At 39.4% G+C, this 17,456-nt stretch carries 13 protein-coding genes; all 13 read left to right on the top strand.

Annotated features, from left to right (window positions below):
* Nucleotides 1–16 precede the first annotated feature (16 nt).
* Nucleotides 17–301 (top strand): hypothetical protein, encoded by a 285-nt coding sequence (locus GMA13_RS01770; RefSeq protein ID WP_255882479.1) that lies wholly within the window; start codon nt 17–19, stop codon nt 299–301.
* A complete protein-coding gene (locus GMA13_RS01765) occupies nt 279–971 on the top strand; it encodes a CD1107 family mobile element protein (protein WP_255882478.1) in 693 nt (230 codons plus the stop codon). Before GMA13_RS01770 ends, GMA13_RS01765 begins: the two co-directional genes overlap by 23 nt.
* Nucleotides 968–3,052, top strand: coding sequence for a type IA DNA topoisomerase (locus GMA13_RS01760; RefSeq protein ID WP_255882476.1), 2,085 nt, complete (start codon nt 968–970; stop codon nt 3,050–3,052). The genes GMA13_RS01765 and GMA13_RS01760 overlap by 4 nt, the downstream gene beginning before the upstream one ends.
* Before the next feature lie 2 nt (nt 3,053–3,054).
* Nucleotides 3,055–3,477 carry a hypothetical protein gene (locus GMA13_RS01755; protein ID WP_255882475.1) on the top strand — a complete coding sequence of 141 codons (423 nt, stop codon included), beginning with the start codon at nt 3,055–3,057 and terminating at the stop codon, nt 3,475–3,477.
* An 18-nt stretch (nt 3,478–3,495) separates the two neighbouring features.
* Entirely contained in the window at nt 3,496–5,334 is a 1,839-nt protein-coding gene (locus tag GMA13_RS01750) for a hypothetical protein (protein ID WP_255882474.1), read from the top strand.
* Between the two features lie 13 nt (nt 5,335–5,347).
* The gene (locus tag GMA13_RS01745) at nt 5,348–6,349 is read left to right on the top strand and encodes a hypothetical protein (protein WP_255882473.1); all 1,002 of its coding nucleotides are present in this window, start codon (nt 5,348–5,350) and stop codon (nt 6,347–6,349) included.
* Nucleotides 6,350–6,682: 333 nt separating this feature from the next.
* Nucleotides 6,683–7,339, top strand: coding sequence for a hypothetical protein (locus tag GMA13_RS01740; RefSeq protein ID WP_255882472.1), 657 nt, complete (start codon nt 6,683–6,685; stop codon nt 7,337–7,339).
* A complete protein-coding gene (locus tag GMA13_RS01735; protein WP_255882471.1) occupies nt 7,329–8,066 on the top strand; it encodes a DUF6710 family protein in 738 nt (245 codons plus the stop codon). Before GMA13_RS01740 ends, GMA13_RS01735 begins: the two co-directional genes overlap by 11 nt.
* A 154-nt stretch (nt 8,067–8,220) precedes the next feature.
* On the top strand, nt 8,221–9,042 hold the full coding sequence (locus GMA13_RS01730) for a hypothetical protein (protein ID WP_255882470.1): 822 nt from the start codon (nt 8,221–8,223) through the stop codon (nt 9,040–9,042).
* Between the two features lie 298 nt (nt 9,043–9,340).
* Nucleotides 9,341–14,470, top strand: a complete 5,130-nt coding sequence (locus GMA13_RS01725) for a VaFE repeat-containing surface-anchored protein (RefSeq protein ID WP_255882469.1) — start codon at nt 9,341–9,343, stop codon at nt 14,468–14,470.
* Nucleotide 14,471: 1 nt separating this feature from the next.
* A complete protein-coding gene (locus GMA13_RS01720) occupies nt 14,472–16,448 on the top strand; it encodes a SpaH/EbpB family LPXTG-anchored major pilin (protein WP_255882468.1) in 1,977 nt (658 codons plus the stop codon).
* Nucleotides 16,433–17,092: a class C sortase gene (locus tag GMA13_RS01715; RefSeq protein WP_255882467.1), complete on the top strand. Its 660-nt coding sequence runs from the start codon at nt 16,433–16,435 to the stop codon at nt 17,090–17,092. The genes GMA13_RS01720 and GMA13_RS01715 overlap by 16 nt, the downstream gene beginning before the upstream one ends.
* Before the next feature lie 62 nt (nt 17,093–17,154).
* Nucleotides 17,155–17,430, top strand: coding sequence for a DUF4316 domain-containing protein (locus GMA13_RS01710; RefSeq protein ID WP_255882466.1), 276 nt, complete (start codon nt 17,155–17,157; stop codon nt 17,428–17,430).
* Nucleotides 17,431–17,456: the final 26 nt, after the last annotated feature.

The raw sequence follows: 17,456 nt of genomic DNA, 5'->3' as shown, positions 1-17,456 counted from the left end.
AAAGGAAGGAGCGAATATGGCTGCAAATAATAATGCTAAAATTGATAGCTTAAAACGAAAAATTAAAGCAATTGACGAGAAGATGAAATCGTTGTTGGTACAAAAAAAAGATTGTGAACGACAGCTTAAGGAGATTGAACAGGAAGAATTTATGTCAATTATAAACGAAAACGGATACACAATCTCTACACTGAGGGACGATTTAAAGCTCGCAAAGCTACTTAAAGAAAATGACATTACTCAAGATGATGTTCTTGAGCTTGTAGGAGGCATAAAAAATGAGTCAAATAATCAACCGTAAATCTATTATTTCTGTAATTATATTTTTACTGATTATTCTTACGTCAGTATTTTCAATTTCTTTTTCCGCTTCGGCAGTTGAAGAAGCAACACAAAAGTCCACCACAGTGACAACTTCTTCCGGTAGCTCTGACGAGAGTGATAAAACCGATAAAACCGATGAGGAATCCTCGGAGAATACCGAAAGCAATCCTGACTATTCATTCTCAAAAAACACACTCGGCAACTCTGAGCTAATTGCAAATGAAGAAGTGCTGCTTGAAAACGGATATTATCAATTTATTGCTGTAACTACACGTGATAAAGATGTATTTTATGTCATTATTGATAAGACTAAGACCGAGGATAATGTGTATTTTCTTAACGAGGTGGATACATACGATATAAACAAGCTGCTCAGCGATGATAACGGTAACAGTAATAGCGAAAAAGAAACTGAAACAGCTCCGACCGAGCCTGCAACAAAGCAGGAGTCAACTCAACAGAGTGACTCTCAGTTTATGCTTATTGTCATTGTCGGCGTAGCTGCTCTCGGCGTTATTGTATTTGTACTTTTTAAGATTAAAAAGAAAAAAGTACCGAATAATACTCAGGACGATGATTATGACGATGATTTTGAGGACGAGGAAATAAACGAGGATGAAGAAATCGAGAGTGAGGAAAAACAATGAAACTTGTGATTGCTGAAAAGCCATCAGTTGCTAATACTATTGCTACTGTACTCGGATTAAAGAACGAGGAAGATAGGTATATCATATGTAACAATGGTTATATTGTATCGTGGTGCATAGGACACCTTGTTGGCTTGGCTATGCCTGAAGCTTACGGCAGTCAATACGCCGAAAAGCCTTGGACATTTGACAATCTGCCGATTATTCCTGATGTTTGGAAGCTTGTCGCAAACAGCTCTACAAAAGCGCAGTTTATCAAGCTGAAAGAGCTGATGAACAGAGTTGATGTTTCAGAAATAATCTGTGCAACAGATGCAGGACGAGAAGGTGAGTGTATCTTCCGCTATGTTTACAACTTGATTGGATGCTCAAAGCCGGTAAAACGGCTTTGGACATCCTCTCTTGAGGAAAGTGCAATAAAACGTGGTTTTAACGAATTGAAAGCGGACCGAGAGTTTGACAATCTGTTTGCAGCAGGCTTTGCAAGAGCAAGGGCGGATTGGCTTGTTGGAATGAACGCAACAAGACTTTTCTCGGTAAGATACAGTACACCCCTATCAATAGGCAGAGTGCAAACACCAACTTTGTCAATGATTGTTGACAGAAATAATAAGGTTACAAATTTCATAAAAGAGAAATATTACACGGTAGAGCTTGATTGCGGAAACGGACTGATTGTGTCTTCTGTGGAGAAATTTGAACTTGAGCGTAAATCTCTTGCCGAAATGCTTAAAGATATCACAAATGGACAGCAGGCATTAATAACCTTAGTAGAACGAAAGGCAAAAACTGTTAATCCTCCGAAGCTTTATGACTTGACCACCTTGCAGCGAGATGCAAACCGTATATACGGATTTACAGCTCAGCAGACGTTAGACTATACTCAGGCTTTATATGAAAAAAAGCTTTGCACATATCCACGAACCGACAGTCAATATATAACTGATGATATGTATTCAACTGCTGAAAGAATGGTTGATGCTGTTTTCCGTGTATTTCAAGAGTTTGCCGTGGATACGTTATCACCGAACGTGCAACGCTGCGTGAACAACTCAAAAGTATCAGACCATCACGCATTACTTACAACGGCAGAAATTGAGAACTACAATTTAAGCACCTTGCCTGATTCAGAACTGAAAATACTACGCTTAATAGCTTTAAGGTTGATTTGCGCAACTTCTGCTCCTCACATATACGAATCAACAGTTGTTGAGTTGAATTCAACAGTAGAAAAATGTAAATCGTTTGCGTTTCAGGCAACAGGCAAACGGATTATTGATAATGGATGGAAAAAGTTTGAAGCGTGTATAAAATCTAAAAACAGCGACAAAGAATCCGAATCTAAGGAGCTTCCGCAAGTGACCGAGGGGCAGATTATAAATAATGTCGTATCCTCTATCTCTGAACATTTCACCTCTCCTCCAAAGCAATATACTGATGATACATTACTATCTGCTATGGAAACAGCCGGAAACGGTGAGTACGATGAAAACAGCGATGTTGAAAAAAAGGGATTGGGCACACCTGCAACACGTGCGGCAATACTTGAAAACCTTGTGACCCGTGGGTATATTGTCCGTGAAAATAAAAAGCTAATACCTACGAATAAAGGAATAAAACTCATATCGTGTGTTCCTTATGAGGTTAAATCTCCTAAAATGACGGCTGATTGGGAAATGCAGCTTCAAAACATTGAAAAAGGAATTGGGACTGACTCTGATTTTATCAATGCTATTATTTCCTTCATCGGTGAGCTTATGCAAAAATACGCTTTTGCGGATAATAGTAAAACCTTTGCACGTGAATGGACAAGCGTTGGTATTTGTCCTAAATGCGGAAAAAGAGTCTTGGATTATCCAATATCTTATTCTTGTGAAAGCGGTAAAAACGGCTGTGGTTTTGTAATTTGGAAAACTATATCCGGCAAGAGCATTTCGGCAGTGCAAGCTAAAAAGCTTCTTGAAAACAGTAGAACAGACATTCTCAGAGGCTTTAAGTCCAAAAACGGAAAGAGCTTTGATGCTGCACTGAAGCTTACCGATTCATATTCACTTGAGTTTGTTTTCCCTAAGCGGCGATAATTATGCAAAGGGAAAGAGTTATAGAAAACCCTGATAATGCCGATGACGAGTTGAATGGTCTTTTGCCCGAAATAGCGAAACTGCTCAATGTATCGGTATCAATTCTTGAGCGTTATCCGTCCGACCTGCGCCGGCTAATTTGTCAGATATACATCGACAGCTACGATTCTGACGATGACAGCAAGCGTTCTGCACTCTGTCAGGTTATTTCACTAAATGTCGAGCAGTTGAACGCTCAGACTATGCGTATGCAGCAGGATAATGTTAATCAAGTCGCACAACAGCAGAATGACCAAACCTTAGAGAGGAAATATATCCTTACCCGAAGAACAATAATGAACAACGCAAAGATTATTTCCTCGGGACGGAGAAATTGTCAGGAGCAGGAACAAGGTCAGGATATTATAAAAGAAACGAGCAACTAATTGACTGGAGGAATTATAATGAATGAGTTACTTAAAAAACTTGGAGACTATTTTATCGAAAACCAAAGAGTAGCCGACACTGCTGAAATTCAGGAAGTCTTTGGAATTCAAAGCCGAGGAACTGTCTTGCAGGCTATAAAACAGCTCCACACGGTCGGATTGTTAGACGATAAGAATAATGTTGTACTTGATAGCGTAGAGTTTGCAGGAGCAATGGCTGAACATAACAAGAATTTTCCTGACATCACAATAAGCCGTGAGCTTATAAACGAGGAAAATGATAAGGCAGTTAAAACAAGAGTACCGGGAACATATGGCGAAAAAGTTCGCTATATGTGGTTGTCTAAGGATAATATCACTGAGATAAATGACGGTAAAACACTTCTCTCCTTTGTCGACCTTAACAGAGATTACAAGCTCTACGGCACACAAAACGAGGTAGTGCAAACAATTAGCGGTAGCGAATTATATAGCCATTACAGCGAAGTTAGCGATAAGGTTCGCAGTCGTTTGAATACTCAGAATAAACAAAACGGTTTTGTTTTAGGTGAGCTGGGTGATAATAAATCATTTAACACAAACAGAGATGTATCGCCAATGGCTAAAGCTGTTGTTTTTGAATTAACAGATACGCTTGCAAAGCTTGAGGATGAGCATTCTGTACCGCAGGAAGAACGCCTTACAGATTGGTTTGCAGACTATAGTATGAACATTCCAAGGGGCGGTATCAATTCTGAAACGGTAAATAAACTTCAAAATAGAATTGCAGAGCTTTCTTCACGAGAAAAGCTTCAGGAAACATTGCAGCAAGAAAACGTCGTTAATAAAAAGACAGCTGAATCGCCGCTTCGGAATGAAACTCTGCAACCGGAGCAACGCCCGGAAACTGTTGATTTACCCGTAAAAACTGCCGTCCTTGCCGGACTATATGACCGTGCCACAAGCAATCTCATTTCGTTGCAGGACAAAAACACAAAGCTTGCAATGAAAAACGATGCTGCGGCAGAAAAACTCAACCGCACACGCAGCTTTATTAAAAGATGCGACAGCCTTATTTCAAGTTCTGTTCTTCCTGCTCCGGTAAACGCATTTCTGAAAATCATCAGCGAGCAACAGCACGAAAAAGCGGCATCTCTTGAAAATAAAATTTCTTCTCGTAATCTGAAAATGCAGAAAAATGACCTTAAGATACAAAAATACGAGCAAAAAATTGATACCTACAAAAAGCTTGACACTTTTTTGCAGAATATGAAGTCACCGGACGGCAGACGAGAAAACTTTATCCTCGGATTAAGCGAATTTAAGGATATTTCCATTAAACGCACAACCGAGAAGATTGTTACTGTCAATGAGAAGATTGCCACTGCGCAGGACACTCTGAACACGACAAGATTTATTCAGGAGAAAATGAAACTTCAGAATAAGCTTGCCGCATTGAATATCAAAAAGGAAAAGTTTGAAGCAAAGCTTGATAAGCTCAACCAATTTGATGAGAAGCTTAACTACGTAAAGAGCGCATCAGAGCAGACTGCCGAAAATATCGTATCTAAAAGCTATGACGGCATCGTTAATTCCATTGCCGAAAACCCTGCTGAATTTGCGAAAAATCCCGAAGATAAGGTTGTTGATGTGTGCGGAGAAACTATTGACAGTTCTATTGCTGAACAGAATCACAAACAGGAAAAGCTAACTCCACAGCATTCGCATCAGCCACAAAGAAATAATAACGAGGTAAAAAAAGAAAAGGCTGCATTTCCAATGAGCCGCAATCAGCTTAAAAAGAACGCACAGACTATCGCACATAACAAGCCCGAACAGCAGCAAAACAAGAACCGCTCTCACGGACAGGAGCTTTAAAGGAGGTTATACAATGAACGAAAAATCAGCTGGAATTCGTGTTCTTATTGAAAACGCAAACAAGAGACTTAGTGCTTGGTTTGATTTTCCAATAACACCTCAGGAATTAAACGATAAAATTGGTGTACCTGTGGAGAAATTTAACGATTGTCATCCCTCGTATAAGGTAAATGCTGTTGAATTACCGGATAACATCACTTTTGATGAGTTAAATAAGCTTGTTAAAGGTTCGTCTTCTCTAGCGGTTGAAATTGTTAATAGCGTAACTGATAAAAAGGATATGCAATATGTCCCTGTTGATGTTAAGAAGTTAGCAGAACATACCGGCTATGCTCCAAATCTAGGCTGCTATAAGATTAACAAGGCATTTATCACTATTGATACAATTGATGAAATGAACCGGGCGTTTGCACCGGAAGACACAACAAAAGCCAAATCAGACATCCGTGTACAAATCAAAAATTGGTGTCTTGAAGAGGAAACCGGGCAAGAACACAGCGATTGGTTTACTTTCCCTATATCACCTCAAGAATTAAATAAAAAAATAGGGGTGCCATTGGAAGAGTTTGAAAACTATTATCCTATGTATGAAGTAGTCGGTGTTGAGCTTCCTGATAATATAACTATTAAACAGTTAAATCAGCTCGTAAAAGCTCAAAATGCTTTAAGTGTAGAAATAACAAACACAACCAACGGCAAAAAACATTCATTTGCTGTTCCAGTTGATATTGATGCTCTGAAATGGGAGATTGGAAATGCTCCTATTGATGGTTACAAGATAACGAGTGCTCAAATTTTAATTGATAGTATAAAAGAGATGAATCAAGCGTTCTCACCAGCTAAGGTAGTTAAAGTAAATGAGGTAAGTAATAAAAGCGGTAATCAGTATCAGAAGCTGAAAAAAGGATTTGTTTTATCACGCAAGGATATTAAAAAGAACGCACAGACTATCGCACATAACAAGCCCGAACAGCAGCAAAACAAGAACCGTTCTAAAAACAATCAGGTACTATAAGGAGAGAATATAAGTTAAAGAATTAAAGAACGTTATAAAACTATATTTGGCAGAGGTGATACATATGTTTTTTTGCGAATGTAAAGGCTGCAAAAATGAGAAAACGTGTCCGTATAAAAACAAATACGAGCGACTACCTCAAGAATATTTTCCAAAAGCCAAAAGCCTGTGCCTGTTACTCAGAACTGAATTAAAAGGCAGCGTTCAAAATAAATGAAATCATAATCAACTTCTGCCCCATTGGGGCAAATAAAAATTTCCGGATGAAAGGTAGTTTTGAAAACGGCTATAAAGTTACCGGAACAAGTGATAAGAAGTACAAGGAGAGTCCAAATGCGTTGCAAAAAAATAAATATCCGTAAAAAAATAAAGTATCTTGACCATTATCTTATACCGCAAAAAGGTAACTACTTTAAGAGTGATTCACCTATGTTTTCAGAAATAAAACATCAAGTTTTTAATATCCGCTGTTTCACTGATTATGAGTTGGATGAGATTAAATCCCCTCTCGCTGATTTGGTTCCATTGGGTGTTGAAGCCGCCCGCCTATCCATACTGGAGCTTATAGAAACAACAGATATAAGTTCTGCTGACAGTGAAGCTGCATATCTTTTTGATAAAAATACAAAGAAACGGTATTTTGTTGCAAACGGTGGAACAGCCATTGAGCAATTTACATATAAGTCATATAAAAGAAATTTTAAGACGTTTGCAAACAGCTTCTATTTTATAACAGCTTTAGCAATAAATAGTTCCTACAGAATTTCAGACTTTGCAAGGTATAAAGGTGACAAGAGTAAAGCGATTTTCTTACATTCTCCACTTGATTGGACGGTTGCTTTATATAATTCATTATGCTATCATAAAAAGTGTTTCGTGAGAAATTATCACAGGGATTTCGAGGGTTGGGATAAATTTCTTCTCTTATGTTGCTGTGTTAGTGAAATACTCGAAAAAATGATAGAGGAGATTGAAACGTATGAACTTTAATATGTACGAGCTGCTAACGGCAAAGGATAGAAAAAGGAGACTTGATAATGTGCTTAAATATTTAAGCAATTCAGTCCTGCCAAGTGAGAATAATCGAATCAAGTATAATACTATTTTCTACTTCGTGAAGCTTTATGCGAATAAAATCAACTTTCATCTCAATGAAGATACGATAAATGATAAGTTTAAAGACGGTGCAGAACCTAACCCACTCGGAGATTTTTATAGTGATTTTAAAATTAAAGCTGACGTCAAAGAGAAATTCAAGGTTTCTCTTGCTTGTGATCCCGTCATTGCAGATGTTTGGAATAAAGATAGACTTGTTGAAAGTCTGGATGAGATTGGTTCGCCGGAAGCTCCTTGGGTTCAGCACAAAACTAACCATATGTTCCGACTGTTTTTACCTATGGGAATAACAGAAGTTTTTAACGGAAATCATTCGGCTAATAGTGGTATTATCAAAGGCGATGGCGAGATTGTTTTCGATACAAGAGAGGAACAGAGCGCATTAAATGGCGAAATATATGATATGTCACATCTGTATAAGGATTATTACTATGACAGCTATTACTTCCGCTCAAAAGCTGACAAAAACTTTCGGATGAAAGGTAGTTTTGAAAGCGGCTGTATATTTGAAATTGGCCGCCTTATACATAAAAACAACATTTCTTTTATTAGTCTATTGAAGTTTCGTGATGAAGCCGTAGAAAATTATTACCAATTATGACGTAATTGTGTCGGTATTATTAACATATTGTAAAATAACACTATAATTTTATAAGTGACTTGATACTTGTTTTATAATAGTCTAATATAATAATAGAACGATGTGAGTGCATCGGGACGGGAATAAAAAACATAATATAAAGGAGTGTCAGGCTATGAAAAAAACATTAGTAATCATTTGTGCAGCATTAATCCTCTCGACGGCTACGGCTATGCTTTCCGGGTGCGGTGGTGGTACATCAAGCACCAAGCAGGTTGAGCAGACAACCGAAGAAGCTGCGGCTTCAGACCTTAAGGTTGATAAGGATGGCAACGTAACGGACAAGAACGGCAAGAAGCTCACAGTTAAGGACGGCAAGGTAACTGTTGAGGTTGACGGCAAGAAAGTCACCGTCGGCAAAGAAACAATCAAGAAAGTACAAGAGATTGCAAAGAACACCTCAAAGCAGGAAACGACCTCTAAGCCAAGCACCAACGGTGGTAACACATCAAGCGAACCCACAACCTCTAAGCCAAGCACAAACAACACATCAAAGCCGAGCAACAACAACACATCAAGCGAACCCACAAACTCAAAACCAAGTACCAATAACAATACATCAAGTCAGCCGACAACTCCAAAGCCGACAAAACCGGAAAAGGTATGGCACGAGGCGGAGTATGAATATATCAACCATCCGGCAGAAACAAAACAGGTATGGGTCGTCGATAAAGAGGCTTACACATATGAAGAGCCTGTGTATGAATCAAAAGCAAGAGCGATTTGTAATGACTGCGGAGCGGATGTTACAGATGATCTTAGTCACTGTGGGGAGGAATTACTTAATGGAGGAAAAGGTAGTTACAGTGTAAGATATATTCAAATTCAAACTGGCACTAAAACAGTAACTGTTCCCGAAGAAGGTCATTACGAAACTAAGGTGGTCAAGGAAGCTTGGACAGAAAAGAAGCTTGTTAGAAAAGCAGGATATTATTGATAAGTAAAAACTAAATAAGTAAATCAAGACAGAGTTTAAACGCTCTGTCTTTTTTTATGCCCAAATTACAAAACCACAGCAAAATGCACAAAAAGCACAATGAAAGTTTGTAAAAAAATTCTGTGAAAAAAGGTTACGTTTTTGCGATTTTTACGGGTTATAAGTAGAGGGATATTTTTCAAAGAAAGAAATGATGAGAATGTTCAATAACTTCAACTATTATCACAGCCGAGAGCCGCCGTATCTTATTTGTCTGCAAATCTAAACTTCACTAAACTTCAAGGAAAGGAGAAAATTAATGAATAAAGCAAAGAAAATTTTTAAGCAGAGCGTGGCTATACTCCTTGTTATTATTCTTCTGTTGGTCGGCTTGCCTGTTGCCGCTTATGCGGCAGCAAAATCCGATGTACCTGCTTATATGTTAAAGAACAATGCTTTAGATTGCTTGGCGTATACGGGCTTTGATGTTCAAGCATTAATAAATGATGGAACAATTTACAACATATATCCAAGCAGTGTTCCCAAGAAATATTTGTCAGGTATCGGATATGACCATTACGGCAGACTTACAGGAAAAGAAACAATAAGTAAATCAGGTACAGCAACAGGTAAAGCACCTGATATTGCAAAATTTAGGTCAAATGGATTGGTTTGTGCTTCTTTTGTAGCATATTATTGGCTGAACTATTTACCTAATATCAAGGGTGTAGATACAAGCTTGATTGCAAACGCTATAAAAGAACGAGGTACAAATCCTCAAGCTGTGTCGACTTGGCGTGAAAGCTTAGAGAAACTCGCAAAAGAGGGTAAAGTTGAAAAAGTTGGAACGAGCAAAAATAATGTTGAATTATCAAAGTTAGTTCCCGGTGATATTGTCACATTTAAGGATGATGGCATACCGTATGCTCACATTGCTATCTACGCAGGTACATACAAGAATAAGCTCGGTGACCAACAATTCCTGATTCACGTTGGCGGTAGTAGAGGACCGGAAATTACTTCTGTTGAATTTATATACAACTATTGCGGTGATGGTACGAAGTCAGGCTCATATCCTAACGGTTATTACCACATTCCAGTTGAACAGATTAAGCTTGAGCTTAACAAGGTTTCAGCAAAGCCAAGTCTGACTGATGGCAACAGCAATTACAGCCTTGAAGGTGCTGAATACGGCATATATACCGATAAAGCTTGTACTAAGAAAATCGGCTCTATCACAACAACAGCATCTGGTTGGGGCAGATATAACAATGGTGCTAAGGTTGATAAAAAGCAGTATTATGCAAAAGAGATAAAACCAAGTCAAGGATATAAGCTTGACCCAACGGTTTATGAATTCCGTGACACGGGAAATAAAGCCACAGGTGATAAGGTTACTCCGATATATAAGCTTTACGATCCGAATACAAAGAAGTTCCAAGTTAAGGAAGAACCGCAGGAAATTCTACTGCGAATCGGTAAGGTGTCTGCAAATCCTGATTTAACTGATGGCAATGGCTGCTATGACCTGATGGGTGCGGTTTATGGTGTTTACACTGATGCCAAAGGTGAAAAACCTCTTGTTATTAACGGGGAAAATGTCACGATTACGATTAATCGCAAAGATTCGACGGGAGTGTATCTTGGTGAATACTATCCTGCTCCGTTGGGGACGTATTACTGTAAGGAATTAGTAGAGCCAAAGGGTTATACAAGAGACGAAAACATATATCCGCTCGAGGCAACTGGAAATGTGTATCTTGGCTATCCGATATACCGTTCACATGTACGTGAGAATTTTGGGGACGGCAGGAATGAGTGGCAGATTTATGAAGTCCCCGACAATGATCCGGTGTTTATAGCTTTGCAAAAAATAAGCTCACGCTCAGGCGAAACCGGACAACGGCTCGCAGGAGCAGAGTATGCAATAGAGTATTATGCTGGATTCTACACTGGGGAAGAACTTGCCAATAAGCAGTGGACAAGACGGTGGTTAATTGCTACAGACACAAAAGGATTTGCGAACTTAGATGAAGATCATTTAGTTCAAGGAGTTGAGCAGAGTGAATTCTACAAAGAAGAAGATGTAATAACTCTCCCTCTAGGAACAATAAAAATCTACGAAACAAAGGCTCCTAAAGGATTTTTGATTAATCCGACACCTTATGTTACGCAGATAACCGGCGAAGGCGGTCAAGGCACATCTCAATTCAATTACCCTGAATTTGAAGAGCCTGAACCGTATCTTGATACAACGGCATTAGGAAACAGCACGAAATCCCACAATGAGCTTGTGAGCAAATCAAGTGTCATAACAGATACAGTGCTGTACAGTGGTCTTTATGTGGATGAGGAATATACCATTGAGGGTCAGCTCGTTAGCAAGTCCTCAGGCAAGGTTATAACCACAGCGAGCAAAACATTTAAGGCAGGCTCCGGCGGAGAGGGAAGTATAACTCTAACATACACATTTGACAGCACAGCTTATGCAAACAAGAGCGTTGTTGCTTTTGCTTTTCTGAAAGACAGCACAGGGAAGTTATTGTATAGTCACAATGATTTAAACGATGCAGATCAAACTGTGAGCTACAAAGACAACGCTAATATCAATCTCATCACAAAAGCAGAGGATGTGTATTTCGACTCGAATAACTGCTTTGTTGATATTAGCGACCCTGATGGTTCGTTGGCGGCAATAAAAGATGCTGTAACTTATTCAGGGCTTACGCCGGGCGGCAAATACGAACTCCATACGCAGGTAATGTATGTAAAAGACGGACAAGCGACTGCTGTTGAGGTTCGTTTCTTTGATAGTAATCCTCCAACAACTGAGTTTACAACAAAATTCACAGCTGCCTCCAGCGGTTCGGAAACAGTAACAACAAATACTTGTTATTTCAATATTCCGTATGATGAAACCGTGAGTGAGTACAAGTACGTTGTTTTTCAGCGTGTAACGAAGGAAAATAATGTACCAATAACAGATGGTGACGGCAAGGTTGTTGAAGGCTCAATACATCAGAATATTAATGATGTTAATCAGACAATAACATACCGTGTTGCTACAACAGATACAAATGCATACGTTTACGGTACAACCGATAAACGTAAAAAAGCATATATTACCGAAACACTAATTGCAGATGACATTACTTTTACTGGTCTTGTCCCCGGCAGAGAATATACAGTTTATCCTGATGTTGTAGAGAAAACATCAAAAACAGCATTAACAAATATTATTGTTTCAAGATACAGTGCAGCTGGTGGTCTTGAAAAGCTGACTGACGGCACAATCACATTTACAGCTACCTCAGCCACGCAAAAATTAACGTTAGTGTTTGACCTCAGTGCTTATGCTGACACATTAGGTGGAAAGGATATTGTTATTTGTGAGGAGGTTGAAGCAGCAGATATTAACAAAGATTTTTTTGTTATTTCAAGTCATTATGACTTAAACGATTTAGATCAAACTGTGAGCTTTATTGAGCCTTCTGTTAAAACAACTGCAAAAGCTTTGTCAACAAATAGTCAGTATGCTTATGCTGTAAAGGATTTACAGATTGACGATACTGTTAATATTACAGGTTTATTCAAAGGCGAAACATACAAGCTGATAGGATATGTTGTTGATAAGGAAACAGGCAAGAATATTTCACAAACAGTTACAAAAGTATTTACAGCGAGTGCTGAAGCTCAGAGCATTGACGTATCATTTAACTTCGATGCAACAAAATATGTGGGTAAGGACGTTGTAGTTTATGAAAGCTTGCTGTATAAAGGCAATCAGCTTGTTAAACACGCTGACTTAAGTGATGCAGCTCAGACTGTAACATTACTTGCTCCAACAGTAAAAACAACTGCAAGTGGAGATAAAACTCCAACAAACGATGCAACAATTAAAGATACAGTAAGCCTGACGGGATTGATTGTAGGAAAAACCTACACGGTTGATGGACAGCTTGTTGAAAAAACAACAAGCCGTGCAATTGAGTTTGTAAGTGCAACGTCAGCCGGAGCAGATAAGGTTGTGCTTTCGGATGATTTAAAGTCGGTAAGTGTGACATTTACTGCGACAGCGCAGAGTCAGACAATCGTTATCAGCTATAAATTCAACAGCAGACCTTATGCAGGCAAAGAAGTTGTAGTGTTTGAAACGCTCAGATATGGCAGTGATGTTATCGCTGAGCATAATGATTTGAACGATACTGCTCAGACGATTAAGTATAAGGATGAGGGTGAGCTTTTCCTCCGAAAATACGATACTTATACTGACAAGAATTTGCAGAGAGCAGTATTTAACTTATACAAGGTTGACCGCAACGGTGCCGAAACGTTGATGGAAAACTGCTTTACGGCACCTAACAATTCCCGGTGCGGCGATTACTATTATTCAACATCTGGCGGTGTAACAGACCTTACAACGTATTATTACATTCCGGGTATATCACTGTCAGCTGAATTGTTAGGTACTCTTTCTATTAAACAGCTTCCAAGTGGCTCATATGTTCTCAAGGAAAAAACAGCTCCGTCGGGTTATATCATTACGGAAAGCAGTATAAGCGTTGAGATTAAATCAGGTGAAGTTACAAAACTTGAAGTTGGCAACACTCCTGCACTTATACCTCTATCGCTTGTTAAAACGGGTGAAAAGTCACAATTCCTTGCTAATGCAGGATTTACGCTGTATACGGATCTAAATTGCACAACGAAGGCAAAGGACTTTTACGGAGCCACAATTGACGAGGTTATAACTGATGGCTCAGGTGTGATTGAGTTTGAACGTATAAAGTACAACCTCACAAAAGAGACGAGTTATTATCTAAAAGAAACAACAACACCTGAAAACTTTGCTCCGCTTGACTACATCATCAGAGTTAACATAGATACTAATGGTAATGTTACTTATTTCAAAGTAACCGACGATACTGAGCTTCCTTTGACAGATACGATTATGCGCCCTGTTGCCGACGGCGGAATTGAAATGCCGAGAGTTATAAATAAAGCTCTTGGAAGTATCACAATCTACAAGAAGTCGGTAACTAATAAAACACCGCTTAAGGGAGTTGTAATGAAATTATCGGATTCTGACGGCAATACTTTACGTTTCAGCAAGAACACAAACGGTGAATATGTGCTTGATGAAAACGGTCAGGCAGATATTGTCACCGACAAAACCGGCAAAGCAGTTATGAGCGGCTTGCTCTACGGAACATATTATGTGTCCGAAATAAAGACCTTAAGCAACTACTATCTGCTTGCAGAAGATGTTGGGATAAAGCTTGATAGAGAATCAGTCAGTCAGGAAATATATAACACTCCAAAGGCGAACTTTCCGAACGCAGGCGGCTTTAAAAAAATGTTATGGCTTCTCATCGGCGGCGCAGTAGCCGTTTTGGGCTCAGTTTTACTTATTATAACAATAAAAAAAGAAACGAAAGGACGCATCTAAAATGGCAAAAATAAAAAAATACTCTAAAAACTTCTTATCACTTTTTATTGTAATACTTACGCTTATCTCAATGTGCTGCATCGGCGGCTTTAGTGCAGGTGCAGTAAATCCATATCATATTGATACCACAAAAACAGGTTCCATTGAATTTTGGAAATACGAAATGGAGGATGATGCTATCAATAACGCCACCACACCGGGTGACGGCGAAATCAAAGGATTGCCTTCAGGTGCAACACCGCTTGAGGGCGTTGAGTTTACTATTTATCAGATTTACACGAAAGCACAGCTCGCCGACTTCTTCAAGGAGGACGGCAAGGAGCTTCCAAAGCCGACAGAAGCAGAAGCTATGGTTGCAAGTGTTCCTGCAAACAGAGTTCAGAAAAACACAACTGACAGCAACGGATATATTAAGTTTGAAAATCTTGAGCTTGGTATCTACTATGTCAAAGAAACCTTCTCACCGTCACAGGTAAGACAGCAGACTGCTCCGTTTGTTATTGCTGTTCCGAGTACAAATGCCGCAGGAACAGACTGGCTCTACGATTTGACAGTACAGCCTAAGAACCAGACTAAGTACACAACCATTACACTTCACAAGACAGCAATTTCAACCGACACATCAAAGAACGGCACAGACCTTGCAGGCTTTACATTCTCTCTTGAGGAGAAAATCACGACAATCAACAGCGAAACAGGCGTTACAACAGACACTTGGACACCCGTTGCTACAACAGGAAGCGTTGGCACAACAGGCGGCACAGCTCCGACAGGTGCTACTTGGACAACAGGTGCAAACGGCAAATTCACAATCGACCATCTCGCAACAAAGAGAACATATCGTTTCAAGGAAGTATCGGCAACAGACAAGCAGTATATCGTTGACAGCACAGTTTACTATGAATTCACAGTAAACGCTGACGGTACTGTTACATACAATTCCGAAAACTTCAAGAATACCGAGCCTGCGGCTGATAACACGCTTGAGGTTACAAACGAAACGCCGGAAGTACATAAGTCCGTATCTACAGACAAAGTAAACTGGATGCAGGATGTAACACAGGATATCAACAAAACAGTCTATTGGAAGGTATCAGCTGACATTCCCGAAATCGTATCAAAGCTCAAGACTTATAAGATTATAGACACACTCAGCAAGGGTCTTACATACAACGACCTTGAGGTTTATGTTGAAGCTGACGGCGAGGCAATCTCAAAGAATGATTACACTGTAACAGTTAATCGTGAACCGGCAGGCGAAACAGTAATTACTGTAGATGTTACAAACAAGACCACTCTTGCAGGACACAAGGTTTGCGATGTTATCCTGACAACAACTCTCAACGAAGATGCAGTTATCGGCGGCGACAACCCGAATGAAGCGAAATTAGTATACACAAACGATGTTGACACCGACAGCACATTTGATAAGGACACTGAAACACCTGAGGCTCACACAGGCGGTTACACTTGGTACAAGAAAAGCTCAGATATGAACGCTCCGCTTGCAAATGCAAAATTCAAGGTTTATCGTTCTGAAGCTGATGCTATTAGCAACACAAATGCAATTGAGTTTTTGAAGGGTACAGACGGCAAATATTATATGACCAAAGACGGTGAAGGAGATGCTGTTGTAGTCTCAAATGAGGACGGTTATGTAACAGTGCAGGGTCTGATGTACGGTACAAATGGCGATAAGTCATCGGAAGGCTCAACAGATTATTGGGTTGTAGAAACCGAAGCACCGGTAGGCTACAATCTGCTGCAAGCTCCGTTCAAAATCACTGTAACTGCAACATCACATAACTATGCTCAGAACGCAAATGTAGATGTTATTAATACACCTAAGGCGAGCTTCCCGTTAACAGGTTCACAGGCTGCTATGCTCTTTGGCGTTGGCGGAGCTGCTGTAATAGGCATTGGTGCAATCGTGTTCTTAAAGAGAAGAAAGAGCGATAGCAAATGCGAAGAAAAATAATCGGTGCTGCAATCGTTGCAGTCGGATTATTGATTTGCTGTGTTCCCCTCCTGCTGAGTAACTGCACTCAGCAGGAATTCAGCACAGTTATATCAAGCTATGATAATGATGTGTCCAACAGAACGGACACATCATTAAAAGAAGATATTGATGCAGCCGAAAAGTATAATAAAAAGCTTGTTAATGGTGTAGATGAAGCTGATGAAAACGGCAGTAATTATTACGACTTGCTTTCCTATGGCTCTGACGGAGCTATCGGATATATCAGTGTCCCAAAAGTCGGCATCAATCTGCCGATATATCACGGTACATCTGATGCCGTGCTTGCAATTGGAGCAGGTCATATGGAAAACACCTCGCTACCCATCGGTGGCAAAAGTACACACAGTGTAATTGTCGGGCATACGGGGTTATCGTATGCGATGTTTGATGGTTTGCATAATCTTATCGCCGGCGATGAATTTTACATCACTGTACAGAATAAAAAACTTACATATCGTGTTATTGATACTCGTAAGGTATTGCCGAATGATACAGACTATACCGAGATTGTACCCGGTAAGGATTTGGTAACCCTTGTTACCTGTTATCCAAACGGAGTGAATTCACACAGGCTGCTTGTACAAGGAGAACGAGTAAATTAAGCAAAATAATAGGGCAATCCATATTTAGTGGCTTGCCCTTTTTTGAAATGAGGTGAAAAGGAATGCTTGATAAGAAAGACAATTATTTAGAAAATGCAGAGATGTCTGTTGAGGACAATTACAACTGCATTGACGGAATCATAAACAATACAACTCCGAAAGATGAATATTCGGAAAAAATCAGTAAATATCTTGAGTCTATAAAAAAAGACGAGGAAAAGAAGAAAGAGCTATCCAAATATCCTCTGTCGGCAAAAACAATCAAGAATAACGCAGTTATTATTTCAAATTCATCATCAAGACAACCAAATCGTAGTGAACAGGAAAAATCATTATAGCAGTCGAATATAAGGAGGATTTTTGA

Origin of the sequence: Ruminococcus sp. zg-924, assembly GCF_024433635.1 — a bacterium.
GTDB lineage: Bacteria > Bacillota > Clostridia > Oscillospirales > Acutalibacteraceae > UBA7067.
Note: the sequence above shows the minus strand (reverse complement) of the source record. Positions and strands in the feature narration are given on the sequence as shown.